We start from the raw sequence: 18,384 nt of genomic DNA on the forward strand, positions 1-18,384 counted from the left end.
GCTTCACCGAGGCGACGGTCGCGCTGCCGCTCTTGATGTACTTCGTGGCCCCGATCTGCGTGACCCCGCTCGTGCACTTGGGGTTCGTCTCGGCGTGGGCGGCACCGGTGAAGGTCATCCCGATGGCTGCCGCCGCCAGCACAACTGCGCTCAGCTTCTTCATGTCAGCAACGCTCCTCGGTCTCGACGCCGTCGCTGTAGGACGACGCCACGATGGAGCCGTAGCCCTTGGTGCACTTGTCCAGCGTGTCCGTGCCGTACGACCACAGTTCCTGCTTGTTCTCGACGCTGTTGTAGCCGCTCGGGAACTCGGCGCCGCGGACCTGGACACCGGCGTAGAGACGGTACGTGCGGTGGTTGGCGCGCCACGAGTCCCAGACGTAGACGTAGCCCCAGTTCTTGCCGCAGCCCTTGAACTGCTTGACCGAGGCCATGGTCGTGTTGCCGTTCTTGAGGTACTTCGTGGCACCCATCTGGGTCACGCTGGAGCAGTTCGGGTTCGTCTCTGCCTGCGCCTGGCCGGTGAAGGTCAGCGCTAGCGCCGCTGCCGCCAGCACGACGGCACCAATCTTCTTCTGCATGCGTACGAGACTGGCCGGGGCCGGTTAGTCAGCGGTAAATCACACCCAGCCGGTCCGCGAGCACGCTGGCCAGGTGGACCGGTTCGCGGTCGGTCGTGTGGCGGATCTGCGTGCGGCAGCTGAAGCCGTCCGCGATGACCAGTGCGTCTTCGTTCTCGCGGATGGCGGGCAAGAGGTCCTGCTCGGCGCACGCGATCGAGACCTCGTAGTGGCTCTGCTCGAACCCGAAGTTGCCGGCGAGGCCACAGCAGCCCTCGACGACCTTCGGTTTCAGACCGGCCTTGGTCATCGCCTCGCGGTCCGCGTCGAACCCCAGTTCCGCGTACTGGTGGCAGTGGGTCTGCACCACTGCGTCCCGTGTGCCTTCTGCCGACGGCAGTTTCGGTGCGACGTATGAGGCGAACGTTTGCGTGGCCTCGGCAAGCGCCTGTACAGCCGGGTCGTCCGACAGTTTCGGGGCCTCGGATTTGAGGAACGCCGTGCAGCTCGGTTCGAGGCCGATCACCGGGATGCCCCTGCTGGTCCACGGAAGCAGCGTGCGGGCGGTTCGTTCGACGACCCGGCGGGCTTTGGTGAGCTGACCGGTCGAGTGCCACGTGAGTCCGCAGCAGACGTTCGCCGACGGGATCTCGACGCGGTTTCCCAGGTGTGCCAGCACGTTGGCGGCGTCGAGACCGATGCCGGGTTCGAAGAAGTTCGTGAACGTGTCCGGGAACAGCAGGACCGGGTCGCCCTTGCCGAGCGGGTGCAGCTGGCGGACCAGGGGAGTGGTGGGCGTGGGCAGTGCGCGTTCCGGTGTGATGCCCGCGAACCGGCCGAACTTCGCGGTGAACCTGTTGACCAGTCCGTACTTCAGCCACGTCGGCAGCCAGCCCATCGCGTAGTGCGAACGTGGCCGCGGGCGTCGCTTGTAGTGCTCGTGCAGGAACTCCGCCTTGTAGCTCGCCATGTCGACGTCGACCGGGCAGTCGCGCTTGCACCCCTTGCAGCCCAGGCAGAGGTCGAGCGCCTCGGCGACCTCGGGCGACCGCCACCCGTCCTTGATCACGTCGCCCGCGAGCATCTCGAACAGCAGGTGTGCGCGGCCTCGTGTGGAGTGCTTCTCCTCTTTGGTCACTCGATAGCTCGGGCACATCACGCCGCCCCTGGTGTTCAGGCACTTGCCGACGCCGACGCACCGGCGGGTGTCGCCCGCGAACTCCGCGCGCGTCGGAATCCGGGGCGGTGCAACGAGAATCCTGAGGTCCTCGTCGAGCTTCTTCGGTTCCACGATCCGGCCGGGGTTGAGCAGGTTGTGCGGGTCGAACGCGTGCTTGAACCGCTCGAACGCCCTGATCGCGTCCGGTGGGTACATGCGGCTGAGCAGTTCGGACCGCGCCTGGCCGTCGCCGTGCTCGCCGGAGAGACTGCCGCCGTGGCTGACCACGAGATCCGCCGCGTCCTGCAGGAACTCGCGGTAGCCGTGTGCCAGGTCGAAGTCGATGCGGACGTGCAGGCAGCCCTCGCCGTAGTGGCCGTAGGTGATGCCCCGCCTGCCGTACCTGGCGAGCAACGCATCGAACTCACGCAGGTAGGTGCCGAGCCGTTCGGGTGGCACGGCCGCGTCCTCCCAGCCCGACCACGCCTCACCGCCGTTGGGCATGCGGGTGGCGAGACCGGCGCCGTCCTCGCGGATCCGCCACAACGCCCGCTGGTGCGCCGGGTCGTGGATGATCATCGAGTTCTTGGTGATCTTCGCGACGCGTTCCGGGTCGTCCTCGACCTCGACGAACAGCCAGCTGCGGCCTTCTGGCAGGTCAGGGCGGGTACGCACGCTGCGGACCAGCGCCTCGTCGATGCCCTCGACCGCCAGCGCGTGTTCGATCTGCATGACCTGGTCGGCGGCGTCGTAGGTGTCCGCGAAGCCGAGCACGACGAGCACGCGTCGTTCGGGACGGCGCACGAGCTTCAGTTCGGCGCCCAGCAGCACGACGCACGTGCCCTCGGTGCCGACGAGCTGCTGGGTCAGCGTGGGCGCGTCCAGGGCGTACCCGCTGACCCGGCGGCTGAGCCGCGGAAACCACGCCGGGTCGGACGTCGGCAGGTCGAACGCGGGCGGGTTCGTGGTGTCGAACGTGCGGCCGTCGACCGTGAGCACGTTCAGGTTGGCGACGTTCTCGCTGGTCTTGCCCCATTTCACCGAGTGCGCGCCGCACGCGTTGTTGCCGATCATGCCGCCGATGGTGCAGCGCGAGTGGGTGGACGGGTCGGGCCCGAAGATGTGGTCGCCGGCCATCGAGTTGACGCGGTCGAGCACCGCACCCGGCTGCACGAACGCGCGGTCTCCGGAGATCTCGATCGCGTCCAGGTACCGGCTGAAGTCGATCACGAGACCGGTGCCGCACGCGTTGCCCGCGATGGACGTCCCGGCACCGCGGCTGGTGATCGGCACGCGGTGTTCCGCGGCGAGCGCAACGGCCGCGACCACGGCGTCTGTCGTGCGTGGACGGACGATCACCCGAGGCACGTGGCGGTAGTTCGACGCGTCCGCCGAGTACAGGGCCCGGCTCGCCGGGTCGTCGAGGACGTCGCCGTCCACGTCACGGCGGAGTTGATCGAGAAAGGCCCGCATCACCCGATCATGCCTGGCTGGATGTGACATGGCTCCGCCGATGCCGGTCTACCTGCCGGTAGCCGATAGCCTCACCCGGTCAACCAGCAGCGATTGCAGGGAGAGCAAGTGAGTCGGTCCGTTCTGGTCACCGGAGGCAACCGCGGCATCGGCCTCGCCATCGCGCAGGCGTTCGCGGCGCAGGGCGACAAGGTCGCGGTCACGCACCGCGGGTCCGGGGCTCCAGAAGGCCTGCTCGGCGTGAAGTGCGACGTCACGAACTCGGAGGAGATCGACGCCGCGTTCACCGAGGTCGAGGCCGCGCACGGTCCCGTCGAGGTGCTCGTCTGCAACGCGGGGATGACGCAGGACACGCTGCTGCTGCGCATGAGCGAGGAGCAGTTCACGCAGGTCGTCGACGCGAACCTGACCGGCGCGTTCCGATTCGCCCAGCGCGCCTCCCGCGGCATGCTGCGCAAGAAGTTCGGCCGCATCGTCTTCATCTCGTCCGTCGTGGGTTTGACGGGTGGCGCCGGCCAGGTCAACTACGCCGCGTCCAAGGCGGGCATGGTCGGCATGGCGCGCTCGATCGCGCTGGAGCTGGGCTCGCGCAACATCACCGCGAACGTCATCACGCCCGGTTTCATCACCACGGACATGACCGCCGAACTGCCAGAGGCCGTTCGCGAAGCCGCGTTGAAGCAGATCCCGGCCGGTCGTTACGGTGCCGCCGAGGAGATCGCGCGCGCCGTCACGTTCCTCGCGGCCAACGAGGCGGGTTACATCAACGGTGCCGTGCTGCCGGTCGACGGCGGCCTCGGCATGGGCCACTGATTCTGCTGAGCTAGGGAAAGGTTTGATCAAGTGACCGGACTGCTCGAAGGCAAGCGACTGCTGATCACCGGTGTGATCACCGACGCGTCGATCGCCTTCCACGTCGCACGCGTCGCCCAGGAGCAGGGCGCCGAGGTCGTGCTGACCGGGTTCGGCCGGATGAGCCTCGTGACGCGCATCGCCCAGCGCCTGCCCAAGCCCGCGCCCGTGGTCGAGCTCGACGTGCAGAACCAGGAGCACCTCGACACGCTGGCCGAGCGCGTCGGTGAGCACGTCGACGGCCTCGACGGCGTCGTGCACGCCATCGGCTTCGCCCCGCAGAGCTGCCTCGGCGCGCCGTTCATGGACGCGCCGTGGGAGGACGTCTCGGTCGCGATGCACGTCTCGGCGTACTCGTACAAGTCGCTCGTGCAGGCCGTTCGCCCGATGCTGTCGCACGGCTCGTCGGTCGTCGGCCTCGACTTCGACGCCCGCCAGGCGTGGCCCGCCTACAACTGGATGGGCGCGGCGAAGGCGGCGTTCGAGTCGATCAACCGCTACATGGCGCGCGAGCTCGGCCCGGACGGCATCCGCGTGAACCTGATCTCGGCCGGCCCGGTCCGCACGATGGCCGCGAAGTCGATCCCGGGCTTCGCCGAGCTGGAGAAGATGTGGGGCGAGAAGGCTCCTCTCTCGTGGGACGTCGACGACCCGACGCCGGTCGCGAAGTCCGTCTGCGGCCTTCTCTCCGACTGGTTCCCGGCCACGACGGGCTCGATGGTGTTCGTTGACGGAGGCGTGCATTTCCTCGGTCTGTAGTGCGGTGGTCGCCGACCCCCTACCGAGTCTTCAGCTGCCCGTGAGGCACCCGTCTGAACGGCGAAACACAGGGCAGGGGGTCGGCGACCACCGCACTCTCCGTGATTTGATGGGGCGGTGAGTTTCGACGCGCTGCTGTGGCTGTCCTTTGGCGGCCCAGAAGGTCCTGAGGACGTCCGCCCCTTCCTGGAGAACGTGGTTCGCGGACGTGGCGTGCCGCCGGAGCGGCTGGACGAGGTCGAGGCCCACTACCAGCACTTCGGCGGCGTGTCGCCGATCAACCGCCTGAACCTGGAAGCCATGGACGCGGTGCGCGCCACCGGCTTCGAGCTGCCGATCTACTTCGGCAACCGCAACTGGCACCCGATGGTCGAGGACACCGTCGCCCAGATGAAGGCGGACGGCGTTCGTCGCGCGCTGGTGTTCCCGACGAGCGCGTACGGCGGCTATTCCGCGTGCCGTCAGTACGACGAGGACATCCTGCGCGCGCTGGCCGCGGTGCCCGACGGCCCCGAACTGGTGAAGCTGCGCCAGTTCTTCGACCACCCGCTGTTCATCTCCGCCTTTGCCGACGGTGTTCGTGCGGCCGCGGAATCGTTGTCCGGTTCGTACCGGCTCGTCTTCACCGCGCACTCGGTGCCGGTGTCCGCGGACAAGGCCGCCGGGCCTCCCGAAGAGGGTGGCTACCGCTACTCGCGCCAGGTCGTCGAGGCGTCCCGGCTGGTGGCCGCCGAGCTGGGCATCACCGAGTACGACGTGGTGTGGCAGTCGCGGTCCGGCCCGCCGCAGATCCCGTGGCTCGAGCCGGACATCGTCGACCACATCGACGCCCTGCACGCCAAGGGTGTCACCGGTGTCGTCGTGTGCCCGATCGGGTTCGTCTCCGACCACCTCGAGGTCGTGTGGGACCTCGACACCGAGGCCCGCGACCGCTGCGCCGAGCTCGGCGTGGAGTTCGCCCGCGCCGCCACCCCGAACTCCGACCCGCGCTTCGCCGAGCTGGTCGTCGAGCTGGTCGCCGAGCACACCGAGGGCGTCCCGGCGCGGAAGCTGTCGGAGTTCGTCGCCGCTGGTTGCACGGTGAACGGCGCGCCGTGTGCGCCGTTGTGTTGCGAACCGGTCAAGAGGCCGGTCCGAGCCTAGACAGAGGTTTTTCAACGGGCGAAGAATTGGTGGATGACCAGTTCCGCGGCCGTTGAGGTCACCGGGCTCCGGGTGCATCGGGGCAAGCGTCTGGTCCTGCGGGATGTGAGCTGCTCGATCCCGCGGGGCAGTGTCACCGGGTTGCTGGGACCGTCCGGCTGCGGCAAGACCACGCTGATGCGCTCGGTCGTGGGCGTGCAGATCGTGTCCGGCGGCTCGGTTTCGGTGCTCGGCACGCCCGCGGGCAGCCCGAGCCTGCGCGACCGGATCGGGTACGCGACGCAGAGCCCGTCGGTGTACGCGGACCTGAGCGTCGTGGAGAACCTCCGCTACTTCTGCGCGGTGTTGCGCGCGCCCCGCTCGGACGTTCAGCGTGTGATCGACGAGGTCGGGCTGGGCGGGCACGAGTCGCAGCTGGTGTCGTCGTTGTCCGGTGGCGAACTGTCCCGGACGAGCTTGGCCGTGGCGTTGCTGGGCAAGCCGGAACTGCTTGTTCTGGACGAACCGACCGTCGGACTCGACCCGTTGCTGCGTGACGAGCTGTGGACGTTGTTCCGTTCGCTGGCTTCACGCGGTGTCACGTTGTTGGTGTCCAGCCACGTGATGGACGAAGCCGCACGCTGCGAACGCCTCCTGCTGATGCGTGACGGCGCATTGCTCGCAGACGACACACCCACGTCGTTGCTGTCGTTGACCGGCACCGGCGACCTGGAGCAAGCGTTCCTGTCGCTGGTCCGAGCTCGGGAGGCGGCGTGAACACCTCGATCCTGCTCGCGACGGCAGCGCGCATCCTCAACCAGTTCCGCCACGACCGGCGCACCGTCGCCCTGATGATCCTCATGCCGTCGTTGCTGCTCATCCTGCTGCGCTTCGTCTTCAACTCCGAAGCGGCCTTCAGCCGCGCCGCACCGGCCCTGCTCGCGGTCTTCCCGTTCGCGATCATGTTCATCGTCACGTCGATCACGACCCTGCGCGAACGCACCACGGCGACGCTGGAACGCCTGATGACGATGCCGATCGGCAAGCTGGACCTGCTCTTCGGCTACGCGCTGGCGTTCGGCGTGGTGGCGCTGGTCCAGGTCCTCGTCGCGGTCGGCATCTCGCTGACCTGGCTCGGCCTGGAGATCGGCGGCTCGGTGTGGCTGCTCGTCGTCATCGCGGGGCTGGACGCGTTGCTGGGCACGGCTCTGGGCCTCTTCGCGAGCGCGTTCGCCCGCACCGAGTTCCAGGCCGTGCAGTTCATGCCGCTGTTCGTGATGCCGCAGGTGTTGTTGTGCGGCCTCTTCTCACCGCGTGGCTCCATGACGCCCGTGCTGGAGTGGTTGTCGAACGTCATGCCGTTGTCCTACGCGGTCGACGCACTGACCGCGGTGACGACGTCGAGCGACATCACCGGCGAACTCGTGCGCAACCTCGCGATCGTGGCGGCGTGCGGACTCCTCGCGCTGGTGCTCGGCGCCGTGACGCTTCGACGCCGTACTCCCTAGTGCCGACCGGCGCCCGAGTCAGCCAGCACACGCACGGCCTCGTCGATCGCAGCACACCGTGCGCGTCGCACGGCCTCTGACACCGGCTTGAGCGCGTCGGTCCGCGCGCTCATCGCCGACGCCGACATCGCACCACCCGGCGCGTCCGAGCGCGCCACGGACAGGATCGCGTCCACCTCGGCGGCGCGCTGCAGCACTCGCAGCGCGCGCGGGGGCATCGCGGCAGGCCACGGCAGCGCGGAGTTCGCGGCGGCCAGGTCGGCGATCTCCTTGCGCACGTTCGGGCGGTGCTTGGCCACGTCGAGGGACGCGAGTGCCGCGGTCGCCTCGCGCAGGGCGGCTCCCAGGCCGTGCTCGGCCTCGCCGATCGGGATGTGCTCCAGGCCGTTGGACGACGGCAGGTCGAAGACGGTCCACCGCATCACGCCGTCCGCCACGATCTTCGGCACCAGGCCGACGTGCACGGACGGGATCACGAGCGCCTCGCCGGACCGCAGCGCGCACGTCGAGAGCGGGCCCTTGCCGCCCAGGCCGCGCACATCACCGGGTATCGGCAGCGCCAGCCGCGCCGAGGTCGCGCCCGCGCGCCGCAGGGCGGCCAGCAGCAGGGCGGGGCCCACCGGGGCCTCGTCCGGACCGGGGAGGTCGAGCGCCGTGGCGGTGCCGTCGTCGTCGGCCACCACCTCGTGCTGCTCGGCCCACGTGTGCAGGGCGTCGAGGACGTCGTCGGCGGCGGCCAAACCGTGCAGCCATCCCGACGTCCACACGACCAGCGTGGCACTCGCACAGGACACGGGACGAGATTACGTGGCCTCGGCCCGTGGGCCCCACCCGGTGTGCCTGATCCGAGACACCTAGTTGGCCGGACCGATGCGCTCTTCCAGCAGCGTGCGGAATGACGTGCGGTCCTCATCGGACGCGAAGGCGCGGTGCGGCACGGACAGCGAGCCCGCGTCGAGCGTGTCCAGCACGAAACCCCGCCGCGTCTCGGTCCAGCCCGGCAGCTCCTCCCAGACGATCTCCTCGCGCACCGCGTTGCCCACGGCCATCCGGAACGACTGGTCGTCGGCGCTGCCCATGACGGTCCGGCTGATCATCTCGTCGGACGAGAACCGCCACCACACCGCGACCGGTTCCATGAACCCGATGACCAGCGCGCACGCCAGGCCGAACACCGCGACGGGGAACATGCCGTCGTCGAAACCGAACAGCAGCACGAGCGAGAACACGCCCAGTGCCACGGCGAACCACGGCGCCCACTTGAACATCGGCACCATCGCCCGCAGGCTGGCCCGCCAGTCCGCCGGCGACGGCGCCCACTTGAAATCCACACTGTTGCTCATCGCCCCGCATTCTGCTGCACGATGTGGTCATGGATCTGGGGGATCAGGAAAACAGGACATTCGCGCGCAGAACGGTGCTGAAGGGCGCGCTCGCCGGGGCGGCTCTCGTCGCGGCGAACCAGGGGACCGCGCAGGCCGCCGCGGAAGATCCGGAACAGCGGCTGCTGCAGCTCGTGCCCGGTGGCAACGGCGTGATCTACGCGCTGTACGCCGACGGCCGGCTGAAGTGGTTCAAGCACAACGGGCGCAACGACGGCAGCTCCAGCTGGGCGGACGGCAACGGCCGGGAGATCGGGTCCGGCTGGCAGATTCACCCGACCGTGCTCGCCTCGCAGGACGGCCAGCTGTTCGGGTTCTGCGGTGACGGCACGATCTGGTGGCACAAGTGGGTTCTCACGAACGCTGCAACGGGTGCCGGTTATTGGCACGAGAACACGAACGAGATCATCCACACGGGTTTCCGCGATTACTCATACGTGTTCGGCGGCTGGGACGGCGTGATCTACGCGGTCGACGCCCAGGGCGACATGTTCTGGTTCCGCTATGTTGTCGGTGACGGCACGAACGGCACCGGCGCGTGGGCCAACAACGGTGTCGGCCAGAAGATCGCGAGTGGCCGGCGCGACTACGACGGCTACTTCGCGGATCAGCACGGCGTCATCTACGGGATGCGGCACGGTGCGGTGCTGCACTGGTTCCGCTACCTCGCGGGTGACGGCACGAACGGGCCCGGCGCGTGGGCTCACGACGGCAACCCGATCCACATCGGCAGCGGCTTCGACCTGGGCGGCTGCGTCGAGCGGTTCGCGGAGACCGGAGTCGTCTACTGCGTGTGGATCAACCGCGACCACACGCAGCCGGATCACCAGCTGGCCTGGTACAAGCTGCAGAACTACACCACGATCGACCGTGACGGCGTGGTGTGGACCGAGGGCAACGGCAAGGTCGTCGGCACCGGCTTCACGGTGACGCGTGCCGCGAACCTCCAGGGCTGCACGGCGTGGTCGGTCGCGGCGGGTGAGCAGCTGCCGGTCAGGGTGTCGACGACGTTCGACAGCTACCGGGCGAGCGTGCTGCGGCTGACCGGGCCGATCGAGCAGGGTGGTGCGCACGAGGTGTGGGCGCCACACACGTTCCCCGGTCGCCGGCAGCTGCTGCGATCCGGTTACCGCGAGAACGGTGTGGGGTGGCAGACGGACTTCACCGTGCCCGTGGGCGCCGACTGGGAGTCCGGCTTCCACGTCGTCCGCCTCGAAGGTTCTCATGGCCTGCGGCAGTACATCCCGTTCGTGGTGAAGCCCCGGCAGCCTGCGCGGAAGGTCGCGTTGTTGCTGCCGTACCTGACGCACAACGCCTACAACCACTGGGGAGGGCACTTCCAGTACAGCTGGGACGAACGCGCCGCCCGCCGCCGCATCACCACGCAGCGGCCGTTCGCGAACGCCTACGTCGAGGCGCCGGGCTTCATCGACGTCCGGTTCCACGGTGACCTGTTGCTGATGAAGTGGTTCGCGGACAACGACGTCGTGTACGACTGCTACCAGGATCTCGACCTGCACAACCCGTCGTGGCTCGCGCAGTACAAGGTGCTCGTGCTGGCGACGCACCCCGAGTACTGGACACCGGAGATGCGCGCGGCGTTGGAGAACTACCTGGCCGGCGGCGGTCGCGTCGTCTACACGGGCGGCAACGGCATGTACGAGCGAGTGGACTACAACTCGGCCGGTTATGTGCTGCACCGCAACGTGGACGGCAACCGGTGGCTGTGGCGCGACCAGGGGCGTCCCGAGTCGCAGGTGCTCGGCGTGGCGTACGACAGCTACTCCTACATGGACATGCATCCGTACGTCGTGGACGCCGACCACCCGTTCCTGGAGGGGACCGGGCTCAAGATCGGCGACAGGTTCGGTCGCGAGGGCTACAACTTCGCGGCGAGCGGTTGGGAGATCGACACGCGTACGGCCGCCGGCCCCGAGGCGCCGGGCGTCGTCCGCTTCGCTCACGGCGAACAGGACCACGGCGCGGAAATGTGCGTGACGCCCAAGCCGAACGGAGGGTGGGTGTTCGCCGCGGGTTCCTTGTGCTTCAACGGTGCTCTCGCTCATGACGCCGCTCAGTCGCGCATCTTGCTGAACGCCGTGAACGCGGGTCTGGCCTAGCTGCTGGAGTCGCTCCACGTCGACGGGTCAGGTTCGGGTGCGTAGCGTCGTCTGCGTGACCCAGAACCTGGCCCGCACGGCGGGCGAACTGCGCGCCGCCGGGCACCTGCCGCGCGGCGTCAAGACCGAGATCAGGGAGAACCTCCTCGCGGCACTGCGCGAGGGGCGGAACCCGTGGCCCGGCATCGTCGGGTTCGACCGCACGGTGCTGCCGCAGCTCGAACGCGCTCTGCTGGCCGGCCACGACGTCGTCCTGCTCGGCGAGCGCGGACAGGGCAAGACGCGGCTTTTGCGTACTTTGGTGTCCTTGCTCGACGAGTGGACGCCTGTCATCGAGGGTTCTGAGCTGGGCGAACACCCGCTCGACCCGATCACGCCCGAGTCTCGCCGCCGTGCCTTGGAGCTCGGCGACGACCTGCCGGTGGTGTGGCGGCATCGCGACGAGCGTTATGCCGAGAAGCTCGCGACGCCGGACACGTCCGTCGGTGACCTGGTCGGCGACGTCGACCCGGTGAAGGTGGCCGAGGGGCGTTCACTGGGCGACCCGGAGACGATCCACTTCGGCCTGCTCCCGCGTGCGCACCGCGGCATCATCGCCATCAACGAGCTACCTGACCTGGCCGAACGCATCCAGGTCGCGCTGCTGAACGTGATGGAGGAGCGCGACATCCAGGTCCGCGGCTACACGCTGCGCCTGCCGCTGGACGTGCTCTTGGTGGCCACCGCGAACCCCGAGGACTACACGAACCGCGGCCGAATCATCACGCCGCTGAAGGACCGTTTCGGCGCCGAGGTCCGCACGCACTACCCGTTGGAGGTCGACGCCGAGGTCGATCTGGTGCGCCAGGAAGCCTCGCTGGTCGCCGAGGTCGGTGACCACCTCCTGGAGATCATCGCCCGCTTCGTCCGCCACCTGCGCGAGTCGTCGTCGATCGACCAGCGCTCCGGCGTTTCCGCGCGTTTCGCCGTCGCGGCGGCGGAAACCGTTGCGGCGTCGGCACTTCGTCGTTCCGCGCTGATCGGCGAGACCCCGGCCATCGCGCGTCCGATCGACCTGGAGTCGGTGCCGGACGTGCTGCGCGGCAAGCTGGAGTTCGAGGCGGGGGAGGAGGGGCGCGAGGACGAGGTGCTCGTGCACCTGCTGCGCCGCTCGATCGCCGACACCGCGCGTGCTCGCCTGGCCGGCCTGAATCTCCGCGCTCTGGCCGAGGTCGTCTCCGACGGACACCCGGTGGCGACGGGGGATCGCGTGCACGCCGGTGATCTCCTGGCTGCGTTGCCGGAGTTGCCGATCCTGCACGAGGTCGCCGCGCGGATGGGCGCCGGTCCGAAGGATCCGGTCGGCCGCATCGCTTCCGCTGTCGAACTGGCTCTGGAATCGCTGTACCTGACCCGGCACCTGGCGAAGAACTCCGACGACGACCGATCGGTGTACGGATGAGGTACCGGTACGGACGCTGGAGCGGGGGCGCCGATCCGCTGGCGCCACCCGTGGACCTGCGTGCGGCCGTCGACGAGCTCGGCCGCGAGATCATGGAGGGCGCGTCACCTTCGTCGGCTCTGCGCGAGCTGTTGCGGCGCGGCGTCGACGGGACGCGCGGGCTGGACGACATGACGTCGCGGCTGTGGCAGCGGCGCTCCTCGATCCAGCGCCGGCACCGGTTGGACGGCACGTTGTCCGAGGTCCGCCGGTTGCTGGACTCCGCTCTGGAGGCGGAGAGGCGGGCGCTGTTCCCGGATCCGTCCGATGACGCGCGGTTCCGCGAGGCTCAGCTCGACGCGCTGCCTCCCGGTACGGCTGCTGCCGTTCAAGAGCTGTCTTCGTACGACTGGCGCTCGTCTGAAGCTCGCGAGGCCTTCTCGCAGATCCGTGAGCTGCTCGGTCGTGAACTGCTGGACCAGCGCTTCCAGGGCATGAAGGAAGCACTGTCCAATGTGGACTCGGATGACGTGAAGCGCATCCAGCGCATGCTCGCCGATCTGAACTCCTTGCTGGAGGCGCACGCGGCCGGCTCGCCCGACACGCCGCGGTTGTTCGACGACTTCATGCGCAAGCACGGCGACTTCTTCCCGGAGAACCCGCGCAACGTCGACGAGCTCATCGACGCCCTGGCCGCTCGTTCCGCCGCGGCGCAACGCATGATGAACTCGATGACCGACGCGCAACGGGCTGAGCTCTCCGCTCTGTCCCAACAGGCTTTCGGCGGGATCGGATCGCAGCTGTCCACTCTGGACTCCTTGCTGCAGCGGCTGCGCCCTGGCGAGGACTGGACCTCCTCCGCTCGCTTCCGCGGCCAGGACCCGCTGGGCCTGGGCGAGGGCGCGCAGGCGATGGCCGACCTGGCCGAGCTCGATGCCTTGGCCGAGCAACTCGGACAGTCGTATCCGGGTGCGCGCCTGGAGGACATCGATCTGGAAGCGCTGGAACGTCAGCTGGGCTCGTCGGCTGCTGTCGACGCGCGCCGGTTGGCCGAGCTCGAGAAAGCTCTGCGGCAGCAGAACATCCTGGAGCGCGCCCCGGACGGCTCGCTGCGCCTGACCCCGAAAGCGTTGCGCCGCTTGGGCGAGACCGCTCTGCGCGGCGTAGTCGACCAGCTGCGTTCCTCCCAGGGCTCCCGCGACACCGTCTCGGCCGGCGCGGCGGGCGAGCTGATGGGCTCCTCGCGACCGTGGCAGTTCGGCGACACCGAGCCGTGGGACGTGCCGCGAACCCTGCGGAATGCGGTTCTGCGTTCGGGCTCGATGTCCCTGGACGTAGTCGACCTGGAGGTCTCAGACACCGAACACCGCACGCGCGCGGCCGTCGCACTGTGCGTTGACACCTCCTGGTCGATGGTGCAAGACGGCCGTTGGGTGCCGATGAAACGCACGGCTCTTGCTCTGCATCACCTCGTGCGCACCCGCTTCCGCACGGACGCTCTGCAGCTCGTGACGTTCGGCCGCTACGCCGAAGCCGTGGACATCGGTCAGCTGACGTCTCTGGAAGGTGTGTGGGAGCAAGGCACCAACCTGCACCACGCGTTGCTGTTGGCCGGGCGCCATGTCCGCCGCCACCCGGACGCGCAACCGGTCGTGCTCGTGGTGACCGACGGCGAACCCACCGCGCACCTCGAACCCGAGGGCGACGCGGAGTTCAACTACCCGCCGCTGCCTCGCACTCTGACGAAGACCCTGAACGAGGTCGACGCCCTGGCCCGGCTCGGCGCCACCATCTCGGTGTTCAAGCTGGGCGACGACCCCCGCCTCGCCGAGTTCGTCGACATCGTGGCCCGGCGAGGCGGCGGGCGCGTGGTGTCGCCGGACGAGGAGGGGCTGGGCGCCGCGGTGGTCAGCGACTACCTGAGGTCCCGACGCCGCCGCTAACGCCCCAGGCCTCACTCGGACGGGTGAAGTCTGTCCGGATCCGCGCCTGACGCCGTCTGATAGATGTCACAAAATCATGGTCATCTTTCTCCCGCAGAAATGCGGAACGCGGGGGGGCGGCCGGAACGGAGGCTGGCGATGGCTCTTCTCAGTCGGTTCGTCGCCGCCGCCGTGCTGAGCGGCGTGCCGTCGACCGCCCACGCGCTGGCGACCGGCGACGACCCGTTGCGCGCCACCAGGGCCGCCGGGTCGTTGGTGGGCGGCGGCACCGGCGCGGGTGTGATGGTGCACCTGGCCGTGTCGGCCTGGTGGATGTTCGTGCTGCGACGGCTCCGGGTGCGGGGCGTGGTGGGTGGCGCGGTGGCGGGGTTGCTGATCGGGGCGCTCGACCTGGAGATCATCGGGCGTCGCAACGTGCAGCTCCGGGCGTTGCCGAGGGTGCCGCAATGGCTCGACCACGTGGCGTTCGGCGTGCTCGTGGCTGCCCGCCCGCGTCATACCGCGAACGGGGCCGTGGACAGTGCGGGCAGGTGAAGTCAGGTCGCGAACGGGGCCGCGGGCAGTGCGGGCGGGCGGAGTCAGGCCGCGAAGAGGGCGGACAGGCGGGGGAGGCGGGCGGAGAGCTCGGCGCTGTCGTCGAAGTCGAAGTCCCAGTCCGGGTCGAGCTCGGGGTAGCGGATGGTGAAGGCGTCCTCCGGGAGCTTCATGTCGGTGGCGGCGAGATGGGCGTCCCAGGCGATGTTCAGGGTGAGCTCGCACTCGAACTCCTGGCCGGACTCGGCGGCGCGCACCACGGCCGGTAAAGCCGCCAGCGAGTCGGGGTCGGCCAGGGCGGACTCGAAGACCCCGCGGCCCTGCGCGAGCAGCCAGCCGCGGAAGTAGTCGAAGCCGTCGTCCGAGCAGCCGCCGTTGATCAGGTAGGCCGCCGCCCAGAGCGGGTTCCGGTAGGAGAGGGCCAGGAGGTCCCACAGGACCTGTTGGGCCGCGACGATCTCCGCCGGCGGGCGGGTGGCCAGCAAGGCGGAAGCGGCACGAGCTACGGCTGCGCTGTCGGAGGGGTCGGCGACAGTCGAGCGGGCGTCGGCGATCAGGGTCCAGAAGGTGTTCGGGTCCACGTGGCCGAGGATGGCAGAGGGGTCTGACAATTTTGGGGCCTGACGAACGTCCGGCGAGGACATAGGTTGGAAACATGATCAGGTCTCTGTGGCGTTCCCTCGAAGCCGTGCACGCGATGATCTACTTCGCCCCCGAGGCGGAGCGCCGGTACACCGCGGCGGGGCTCGACCGGCCCGGCGGGTACTTCGCGTCGCGGGCGGCGGCATTGGGGCCGGCCGGCGCCGAGGTCGTGATCTCGACGTTCTACAACTTCAACCCCCAGCTCATCAAAGCCCGCATCCCCGCGGCGTGGGAGATCGTCTCGCCCGAGCGGATGCTCGAGCTCCGGCTGGAAGCCGCGGACGAAGCACTCCGGAAGGTCCTGAAAGACGACCTGAAGGAGATCACCGAGCTGGCGACACGTGCGGCCGAGCGAGCGAAGGAGATGCTGCACGGCCGGACGCTCTTCGCCGCGCACGCGAGCCTGCCGTGGCCCGACGAGACGCACCTGCAGCTGTGGCATGCACAGACCCTCCTCCGCGAGTTCCGCGGGGACGGGCACCTCGCCGCTCTCTTGAGGCACAACATCACCGGCATCGAGGCGTTGGTGTTGCACGCCGCTGAGGGCGACTACCCGGCAGAGACGCTCCGCAAGACGCGCGGGTGGCCCGAGGAGAAGTGGGCCGAGACGACTGAGAACCTCCAGAGCCGCGGCCTGGTCAACGACGAGCAACTCCTCACGCCGCAGGGTCGCGAGCTGCGCACGAGCATCGAGGACGCGACCGACCACATGAACGAGCCTGCCTACGACGTGTTGTCGGAGCAGGAGAAGCAGCGCTACGTCGAGCTGGCCGCGCCTCTGAGCAAGGCCGTCATCGACTCCGGGTTGCTACCTGCTCGTCGCTGACCGCCGAGATGACGTAGTCCGAAGGCTCGAACGAGCGGATCCGCCGCATCATCCGGACCGTCGACCACGGCCACATCGTCGAGTTCCGCCCGTTCGCGTCGAGGTAGTACGAGGTGCAGCCGCCGGCGTTGTAGACAGTGCGCTGCAACGCCGCCTGCACAGCGGAATTGAACGCCGCCTGCACGGAAGGCCGCACATCGACGACAGGCCAACCCAGGGAACGCAACGAGGTCAACGCCGACGCGATGTACCGCAGCTGCGTCTCGATGATCGTGAACGCCGACGAGTGCCCGGTGCCGAGATTGGGCCCCAGCAACAGGAACAGGTTCGGAAACCCGTGCACTGATGTCCCCAGGTAGGCCTGCGGACTCCCGCGCCACCGTTCCGCCAACGACACGCCGTCGACCCGCACCCTGGACGCGATCGGCGGGTCGCTGAAGTGGAACCCGGTCCCGAAGATGATCGTGTCGACCTTCCGCTCCACCCCGTCCGCGCCGATGATCCCGTCCGCCGTGAACCCCTGAACCGCATGCGGCACAACGGAAACGTTCGGCTGAGCCAGCGCGGGGTAGTAGGTGTTCGACATCAGCAAACGCTTGCACCCCAACACGAAGTCCGGCGTCAACGCCGAGCGCAGCCCACGATCTCGCACAGCGCGCCGCAAGTGCAGCAACCCGAGTTGCTGCACCACCTTCATGACCCGCGGATGCCGGAACCCGTAGCTGAACAGCTCCAGCAACCCGAACACCACAGACCGCGGCAGCTTCAGAGACGGCTTCGGCAACACCCAGGGAGCCGTGCGCTGAAAGAGGTACAGCTGATCGACCGAAGGCTGGATCCGCGGCACGAACTGGACGGCCGACGCCCCGGTGCCGACCACCGCCACCCGTCGGCCGGAGAAGTCCTGCCACCGCGCGGAATGAAAGATCTCGCCTTCGAAAACCGATGCGTCCAGCGGAATCTTCGGCTCGTGCCACGGCCCCGTCGCCGACACGATCGCCCGAGCCGACATGACCCCTGACGAAGTCCTGACCTGCCACCGCGACCCGTCCCAGGCCGCGTCCAGCATCTCGGTGTCGTACTGCGGCACAACGCCGTGAGCGGCAGCCGTCTCGACCAGATACTCCAAGATCTCCGGCTGACCGGAGAACGCCGAGCTCCACCGCCGAGGCGCGAACGAGTACGAGTACAACGCCGACGGGATGTCACAGGCGCACCCCGGATAGACGTTGTCCCGCCACGTCCCGCCCAGTGCGGAAGCCTTCTCGATGACGTGCGCGTCAAACCCGAGTTCGCGCAGCTTCACAGCCGCACCGATACCAGCCGGTCCCGCTCCGATCACGAGTACGTCCACGGATACCGACGGTATTTAGATTCCGATAGCATGTCAACGTATGCTGAAGGACATGGCACGGTTGACCCGCGCGGAGAGCCAGGCACGCACCAGGACGTCGCTGACCGAGACGGCCCAACGGCTGTTCCTGCGCGACGGCTACCACGCCACCTCGCTCGAGAAGGTCGCCGACACGGCGGGGTTCTCCAAGGGCGCGGTGTACTCGAACTTCGGCAGCAAGGACGAGCTCTGCCTGGTCGTCCTCGACGCCCTCTACGCCGAGCGCATCACCGAGATCGTCAAGGTGTTCACCAGCGGCACCACCATCGAGGAGCGCATCCAGGCGTTCGAGGTCTACGCCGAGACCATGATCGGCGACGCCCCGCGCACCCAGTTCGAGGTCGAGTTCGCCCTCCAGGCCCGCAAGGACCCGGACCTGCGCGCCGAACTCGCGCGCAGGGACGCGAGTGTCGCGGACGCCCTGAAAGCCCTCATCGACCAGCAGACCGAGGAACTGGGGCTGACACCGGTCATGCCCACCGAGGACATCGCGCGCGCCCTGCTGAGCCTCGGCATCGGCCTCGGCGTGCAGCGGTTCGTCGAGGGCGCGCCACCGATCCGCGTCCTCACCAGCACCATGCGCGTGCTACTCGGTGTCCATCTCCCGATCGGTTGACGCCAGCGCCTTCTCGGTCGCCGGATCCGGCCCGGCGCGGTGCTTTCCGGGATGTGTCAACGAGAAGTGCGCCTC

Annotated in this window: 17 protein-coding genes; 11 read left to right on the top strand and 6 right to left on the bottom strand. The window is 68.6% G+C overall.

Translation table 11 applies throughout. The annotated features are described in order from the left end of the window. Nucleotides 1-164: 164 nt before the first annotated feature. Nucleotides 165-581: a hypothetical protein gene (locus tag UK23_RS15860; RefSeq protein ID WP_052684705.1), complete on the bottom strand. Its 417-nt coding sequence runs from the start codon at nucleotides 579-581 to the stop codon at nucleotides 165-167. Between the two features lie 28 nt (nucleotides 582-609). Further along, nucleotides 610-3,192, bottom strand: coding sequence for an FAD-binding and (Fe-S)-binding domain-containing protein (locus UK23_RS15865; RefSeq protein ID WP_045312293.1), 2,583 nt, complete (start codon nucleotides 3,190-3,192; stop codon nucleotides 610-612). A gap of 108 nt (nucleotides 3,193-3,300) precedes the next feature. Here UK23_RS15865 and fabG point away from each other — a divergent pair, with 108 nt between their 5' ends. The 5 genes from fabG (at nucleotide 3,301) to UK23_RS15890 (ending at nucleotide 7,433) form a co-directional block, all read left to right on the top strand. Next, on the top strand, nucleotides 3,301-4,005 hold the full coding sequence (fabG, locus tag UK23_RS15870; RefSeq protein WP_045312294.1) for a beta-ketoacyl-ACP reductase: 705 nt from the start codon (nucleotides 3,301-3,303) through the stop codon (nucleotides 4,003-4,005). Between the two features lie 30 nt (nucleotides 4,006-4,035). Further along, the gene (fabI, locus tag UK23_RS15875) at nucleotides 4,036-4,803 is read left to right on the top strand and encodes an enoyl-ACP reductase FabI (RefSeq protein ID WP_045312295.1); all 768 of its coding nucleotides are present in this window, start codon (nucleotides 4,036-4,038) and stop codon (nucleotides 4,801-4,803) included. 117 nt (nucleotides 4,804-4,920) lie between these two features. Continuing rightward, nucleotides 4,921-5,946, top strand: coding sequence for a ferrochelatase (locus UK23_RS15880; protein WP_045312296.1), 1,026 nt, complete (start codon nucleotides 4,921-4,923; stop codon nucleotides 5,944-5,946). A 33-nt stretch (nucleotides 5,947-5,979) separates the two neighbouring features. Next, the gene (locus tag UK23_RS15885; protein WP_045312297.1) at nucleotides 5,980-6,702 is read left to right on the top strand and encodes an ABC transporter ATP-binding protein; all 723 of its coding nucleotides are present in this window, start codon (nucleotides 5,980-5,982) and stop codon (nucleotides 6,700-6,702) included. Further along, nucleotides 6,699-7,433, top strand: a complete 735-nt coding sequence (locus UK23_RS15890; protein WP_045312298.1) for an ABC transporter permease — start codon at nucleotides 6,699-6,701, stop codon at nucleotides 7,431-7,433. Before UK23_RS15885 ends, UK23_RS15890 begins: the two co-directional genes overlap by 4 nt. Here UK23_RS15890 and UK23_RS15895 read toward each other — a convergent pair. Beyond that, a complete protein-coding gene (locus UK23_RS15895; RefSeq protein WP_045312299.1) occupies nucleotides 7,430-8,227 on the bottom strand; it encodes a hypothetical protein in 798 nt (265 codons plus the stop codon). The genes UK23_RS15890 and UK23_RS15895 overlap by 4 nt on opposite strands. A 60-nt stretch (nucleotides 8,228-8,287) precedes the next feature. After that, nucleotides 8,288-8,776, bottom strand: coding sequence for a YcxB family protein (locus UK23_RS15900; protein ID WP_156213143.1), 489 nt, complete (start codon nucleotides 8,774-8,776; stop codon nucleotides 8,288-8,290). Nucleotides 8,777-8,805: 29 nt separating this feature from the next. On the opposite strand from UK23_RS15900, the gene UK23_RS15905 reads away from it, so the two are divergent. From UK23_RS15905 to UK23_RS15920, 4 genes are all read left to right on the top strand, one after another. Beyond that, nucleotides 8,806-10,935 carry a N,N-dimethylformamidase beta subunit family domain-containing protein gene (locus UK23_RS15905; protein ID WP_082114689.1) on the top strand — a complete coding sequence of 710 codons (2,130 nt, stop codon included), beginning with the start codon at nucleotides 8,806-8,808 and terminating at the stop codon, nucleotides 10,933-10,935. Between the two features lie 55 nt (nucleotides 10,936-10,990). Beyond that, nucleotides 10,991-12,376 carry a sigma 54-interacting transcriptional regulator gene (locus tag UK23_RS15910; RefSeq protein ID WP_045312307.1) on the top strand — a complete coding sequence of 462 codons (1,386 nt, stop codon included), beginning with the start codon at nucleotides 10,991-10,993 and terminating at the stop codon, nucleotides 12,374-12,376. Continuing rightward, nucleotides 12,373-14,298 carry a vWA domain-containing protein gene (locus UK23_RS15915; RefSeq protein ID WP_045312302.1) on the top strand — a complete coding sequence of 642 codons (1,926 nt, stop codon included), beginning with the start codon at nucleotides 12,373-12,375 and terminating at the stop codon, nucleotides 14,296-14,298. The genes UK23_RS15910 and UK23_RS15915 overlap by 4 nt, the downstream gene beginning before the upstream one ends. A gap of 138 nt (nucleotides 14,299-14,436) precedes the next feature. Then, the gene (locus tag UK23_RS15920) at nucleotides 14,437-14,832 is read left to right on the top strand and encodes a hypothetical protein (protein ID WP_052684707.1); all 396 of its coding nucleotides are present in this window, start codon (nucleotides 14,437-14,439) and stop codon (nucleotides 14,830-14,832) included. Between the two features lie 44 nt (nucleotides 14,833-14,876). On the opposite strand, the gene UK23_RS15925 is transcribed toward UK23_RS15920, so the two are convergent. Further along, nucleotides 14,877-15,413 carry a DUF4240 domain-containing protein gene (locus tag UK23_RS15925; protein ID WP_045312303.1) on the bottom strand — a complete coding sequence of 179 codons (537 nt, stop codon included), beginning with the start codon at nucleotides 15,411-15,413 and terminating at the stop codon, nucleotides 14,877-14,879. Between the two features lie 74 nt (nucleotides 15,414-15,487). Between UK23_RS15925 and UK23_RS15930 the strand changes: the two genes are divergently transcribed. Next, nucleotides 15,488-16,300 carry an SCO6745 family protein gene (locus UK23_RS15930; RefSeq protein WP_045312304.1) on the top strand — a complete coding sequence of 271 codons (813 nt, stop codon included), beginning with the start codon at nucleotides 15,488-15,490 and terminating at the stop codon, nucleotides 16,298-16,300. On the opposite strand, the gene UK23_RS15935 is transcribed toward UK23_RS15930, so the two are convergent. Continuing rightward, entirely contained in the window at nucleotides 16,266-17,654 is a 1,389-nt protein-coding gene (locus UK23_RS15935; protein ID WP_045312305.1) for a flavin-containing monooxygenase, read from the bottom strand. The two genes, UK23_RS15930 and UK23_RS15935, sit on opposite strands and share 35 nt — an antisense overlap. Nucleotides 17,655-17,706: 52 nt before the next feature. Here UK23_RS15935 and UK23_RS15940 point away from each other — a divergent pair, with 52 nt between their 5' ends. After that, nucleotides 17,707-18,309, top strand: coding sequence for a TetR/AcrR family transcriptional regulator (locus tag UK23_RS15940; RefSeq protein WP_045312309.1), 603 nt, complete (start codon nucleotides 17,707-17,709; stop codon nucleotides 18,307-18,309). The last annotated feature ends 75 nt before the right edge of the window (nucleotides 18,310-18,384 follow it).

Origin of the sequence: Lentzea aerocolonigenes (genome assembly GCF_000955955.1) — a bacterium.
GTDB classification, from domain to species: domain Bacteria; phylum Actinomycetota; class Actinomycetes; order Mycobacteriales; family Pseudonocardiaceae; genus Lentzea; species Lentzea aerocolonigenes_A.